The 4,551-nt window shown below is 69.5% G+C and carries 5 protein-coding genes; all 5 read left to right on the top strand.

The window, feature by feature from the left end; all coding sequences use genetic code 11:
- Positions 1-586, top strand: a 586-nt coding sequence (locus D7X55_RS36360; protein WP_147470357.1) for a TetR/AcrR family transcriptional regulator, incomplete at its 5' end; no start/stop codon positions are given.
- 21 nt (positions 587-607) lie between these two features.
- The gene (locus D7X55_RS36355; protein WP_120550089.1) at positions 608-1,501 is read left to right on the top strand and encodes a sterol desaturase family protein; all 894 of its coding nucleotides are present in this window, start codon (positions 608-610) and stop codon (positions 1,499-1,501) included.
- Between the two features lie 182 nt (positions 1,502-1,683).
- Positions 1,684-3,273: a glucose-6-phosphate isomerase gene (locus D7X55_RS36350; protein ID WP_121725428.1), complete on the top strand. Its 1,590-nt coding sequence runs from the start codon at positions 1,684-1,686 to the stop codon at positions 3,271-3,273.
- Between the two features lie 61 nt (positions 3,274-3,334).
- Positions 3,335-3,556 (top strand): hypothetical protein, encoded by a 222-nt coding sequence (locus D7X55_RS43060; protein ID WP_147470356.1) that lies wholly within the window; start codon positions 3,335-3,337, stop codon positions 3,554-3,556.
- 668 nt (positions 3,557-4,224) lie between these two features.
- Positions 4,225-4,449, top strand: a complete 225-nt coding sequence (locus tag D7X55_RS44940; RefSeq protein WP_233610279.1) for a hypothetical protein — start codon at positions 4,225-4,227, stop codon at positions 4,447-4,449.
- Positions 4,450-4,551: the final 102 nt, after the last annotated feature.

Below are 4,551 nucleotides of genomic sequence, written 5' to 3'. Positions count from 1 at the left end.
GGCGGAGCGCCGCGAGTCGACGCGCCGCAAGCTGCTGGACGCCACCATCGAGACGCTGGTGGAGCAGGGCTACGCGCGGCTGACGACGGTGGAGGTGGCGAAGCGGGCGGGGGTGTCGCAGGGGGCGCTCTTCACGCACTTCGAGACGAAGGAGGAGCTGCTCGCGGTGGCGGTGGAGCACCTCTTCCCGCGCCTCATCCAGGACTTCCTCGCGGGCGTGGGCGCGCGCCCGTCCGGCAGGGACCGGGTGGGCGCGGCGGTGGACATGCTGTGGGCCGCCTACCAGCGGCCGGAGCTGCAGGCCGCCATCGAGCTGTACGTCGCGGCGCGCACCAGCCCGGAGCTGCAGAAGGCGCTGGCGGCGGTGGACGGGCCGCACCGCCAGAACCTGCACCGCGTGGCGCGCGAGCTGTTCCCGGACGTGGCCGCCACGCACCCGGACTTCGACGACGTGGTGGAGCTGGCGCTGGACGCGGTGCAGGGCGCGGCGGTGGGCGGCGCGGCCCGCCCGGAAGACCCGGCGCACCGCCGCATGCTGGACACGCTGGCGCGCTTCATGCGCGTCGCGTTCGCACCCAGGGATTGATTCGCAAGGAGGTCCGCAGCCATGGACATGTCACACATCCCCGACCTCATCACCCCGGCCATCCCGGTGTTCGTCATCACCGTCATCGCCGAGGTCTTCTGGGTGAAGAAGCTGCGGCAGGAGCGGGGCGAATCCATCAAGGGCCACACCTGGAAGGACACGCTGGCCAGCCTGTCCATGGGCCTGGGCAACGTGGCGGTGAGCGTGTTCTGGAAGGGCGTGGCGTTCGCGGGCTACGCGGCGCTCTACCACCTGACGCCGCTGCGCATGGGCCACGGCCTGCTGGCGTGGGTGCTGCTCTTCTTCCTGGAAGACCTCTGCTACTACGCCTTCCACCGCGTCCACCACGAGAGCCGCTTGTTCTGGGCGTCGCACGTGGTGCACCACTCCAGCCAGCACTACAACCTGTCCACGGCGCTGCGTCAGACGTGGACGCCCATGACGGGCTGGGTGTTCTGGGCGCCGCTGGCCCTCTTGGGCTTCTCCCCGGAGATGATCGTCACGCAGCAGGCGGTGAGCCTGCTGTACCAGTACTGGATCCACACGGAGGCCATTGACCGGCTGCCGCGTCCCATTGAGTGGCTGTTCAACACGCCGTCGCACCACCGCGCGCACCACGCGTCCAACGCGGCCTACATCGACGTGAACTACGCGGGCATCCTCATCATCTGGGACCGCCTCTTCGGCACGTTCGTCCCGGAGACCGAGCGTCCCATCTACGGCCTGACGAAGAACCTCACCACGCACAACCCGGTGCGCATCGCGTTCCATGAGTTCGCCGCCATCGCGAAGGACGCGGCCCGCCCGGGACCGCTGAGCCAGCGGCTGGGCTACATCTTCCGCAACCCGGCGTGGAAGCCCAAGGAGGCACCGCCTCCGGCGCCCCCGGTGGAGGCCGCGCCCTCGGCGCCCTGAAGCTCCAACGCCGGCGGTGCCCTTTTCCGGGTGGAGGACAGCCCCGGCGTGGAAGCGACGTCCAGGCAACGCGGGGCGCGACATCGTTGCCTCCGCGCCGTGCGGGCCTTGCTACGGTGCGCCGCGACGGTTCTGGCGGGCGCCGCGCATGAGGTCGGCGCCCCTTGCAAGGGAGTCGGGTCATGACGGAGCGCGAGTTGTGGGAGCGGTACCAGCGGCACCTGTGCGTCGTCCCCTCCGTGGGGCTCACGCTGGACATCTCCCGCATGAACTTCGGCGCGGACTTCCTGGACGGGATGCGCCCGCGCATGGACGCGGCGTTCCAGGCCATGGGCGCGCTGGAGAAGGGCGCCATCGCCAATCCGGATGAGAAGCGCCGCGTGGGCCACTACTGGCTGCGCGCCCCGGAGCTGGCGCCGGAGGCGGAGCTGAAGACGGCCATCACGGACATGCAGGCCCAGGTGGCCGCGTTCGCGAAGGACGTGCACGCGGGCAAGGTGAAGCCCGCGAAGGCGGCGAAGTTCACGCAGGTGCTGATTGTCGGCATCGGCGGTTCGGCGCTGGGTCCGCAGCTGGTGGCGGACGCGCTGGGCAGCGGCCGGGACGCCATGCAGGTGCACTTCCTGGACAACACGGATCCGGACGGGATGGACCGGGTGCTCAACGGCCTGGGCGAGCGGCTGGCGGAGACGCTCACCGTGGTCATCAGCAAGTCCGGCGGCACCAAGGAGACGCGCAACGGCATGCTGGAGGCGGAGGCCGCCTACACGCAGCGCGGTCTGGACTTCGGCGCGCACGCGGTCGCGGTGACGGGCGACGGCAGCGAATTGGATAACTACGCCAAGGGCCACAAGTGGCTGCGAACGTTCCCCATGTGGGACTGGGTTGGCGGGCGCACGTCGGTGATGTCGGCGGTGGGACTGTTGCCGGCGTGGTTGCAGGGGCTGGACGTGGACGGCTTCCTCGCGGGCGCGAAGGCCATGGACGCGGCGACGCGCGTGCATGACGCGGCGGCGAACCCGGCGGCGCTGCTCGCGCTGATGTGGTTCCACGCGGGCGGCGGCAAGGGCCAGAAGGACATGGTCATCCTGCCGTACAAGGACCGGCTGATGCTGATGTCCAAGTACCTCCAGCAGCTGGTGATGGAGTCGCTGGGCAAGGAGCTGTCGCTGGACGGCAAGGTCGTGAACCAGGGCATCGCCGTCTACGGCAACAAGGGCTCCACGGATCAGCACGCCTACGTGCAGCAGCTGCGCGAGGGCGTGAACAACTTCTTCGCCACCTTCGTGGAGGTGCTGAAGGACCGCGACGGTAGGTCCCTGGCGGTGGAGGGTGAGAACACCAGCGGCGACTACCTCCTGGGGTTCCTCCTGGGCACGCGCCGGGCGCTGTTCGAGAAGGGCCGCGAGTCGATGACGCTCACCGTGCCGGACGTGAGCGCGCGCACGGTGGGGGCGCTGATTGCGTTGTATGAGCGCGCGGTGGGCTTCTACGCGAGCCTGGTGAACATCAATGCCTATCACCAGCCGGGCGTGGAGGCGGGCAAGAAGGCCGCGGGGCGCGTGCTGGAGCTGCAGGGCAAGCTGCTCGCGAAGCTGAAGTCCGCGAAGGCGGAGGCGCGGTCGGCGGATCAGCTGGCGCAGGACATCGGCGCGGCGGACGAAGCGGAGACGGTGTTCAAGCTGCTGGAGCACCTGTCCGCGAACGGGGACCACGGCGTGAAGCGCTCGGGTGGAGCGCGTCCGGCGGAGGCCCGCTTCCAGTCCGCGTGACACATCATTGCCCGCAGGGGCAATGCCTGACGGTTCCAGGCCACGGCTAGCCTGGACCGTCATGGGCCGAGCACACGCGGTGGGGCTGTGGCTGTGCGTCCTGGGCGGTCTGGCGGCATGCCCGGAGGTGCACCGCCCGGGCGGCAAGCTGGACCGGGCGGCGCACAAGGACGCGTTGGAGCAACTACCGAAGTCTCGTTGCAGCAAGAGGGACTACAACCGTTTCTGCACCTCCCCGGACGAGCCGAGCGAGGAGTGCTTTGAGCTGTGTGGTGGTCCATGACGCGGCCCTGGCACGTTCCCCTGAGCCTGGTGGCCTGCGTCGTGATTCTGGCCCCTGCCCTCTTCGTCCTCCGGCAGACCCGGGAGGCCAGCGCGGCCCCCATGCCGGAGCCCGAAGGTCTGGTCCCCCTGCTGAGCTACGACGCGCGGATGCGGCGGGCGACCTACCATCAAACCTGCTCGGAGCAGACGGAGTGTGAGGCGCCTCTCGTCTGCTTCCACGATGGTCGCTTCCGGAGCTACTGCTCGGACAGCGAATGCGAGACCGACAGCCAGTGTCCGGAGGACCAACGCTGCAGGACCGTGATCGCCCCCAGGACCGGCGGCGGCCTGATCAGACTCTGCCTCCTCATCGGCATCCGACAGGAAGGCCAGAACTGCCTGAGAACCCCCTTCGACGTGACCGATGCATGCACGGAAGGGCTCGAATGCCGGGGCAAGGAGGGCTACTGCGCTCGGTCCTGTGCTCCGGGCCAACCCGGCTCATGCCCGGAGGGCTTCTTCTGCGCGGATGTGAAGCCGGCCCCCGCGTGTCTTCCCACCTGTGAGAAGCGCGGCTGTGCCCAGGGGGAGCGCTGCATTCCGTTCGAGGAGGGCACCTCCATCTGCGCGTCCATCTACGGTCCGAACTGCCTGGACACACCGTGCTCTGCTGGACGCGAATGCCGCATGAGCTCGAACCCGGAGTTCCCGGGCAAGGTCTGGGCGGAATGCCTCCATCGCTGCTCCCCCACGAATCCGGCCTGCGAAGAGGGCCAGGTCTGCGACCACTACCACTGCCTCCAGGCCTGTGACCCCAACGGCCCCAACCCCTGCGCCGAGGGTTTCCACTGCGACCGGCGCGGCGAGGAGCTCCCGTGGTCCTGTCAGCCGGACACCTGGCGCGGCGGCTGACCACCGCCCGACGCTCCGCCTGCCCCGCGAGGACGGGATGTGGAGGGCCCGGGCGGCTCCCATCGTGAGGACACGCCCCCCAGGAGCCCCTCCCGATGAAAC

Origin of the sequence: Corallococcus sp. AB049A, from assembly GCF_003668885.1 — a bacterium.
Lineage (GTDB): Bacteria > Myxococcota > Myxococcia > Myxococcales > Myxococcaceae > Corallococcus > Corallococcus interemptor.
The sequence above is the reverse complement of the archived record's forward strand: the minus strand, read 5'-3'. Positions and strand labels throughout refer to the sequence as shown.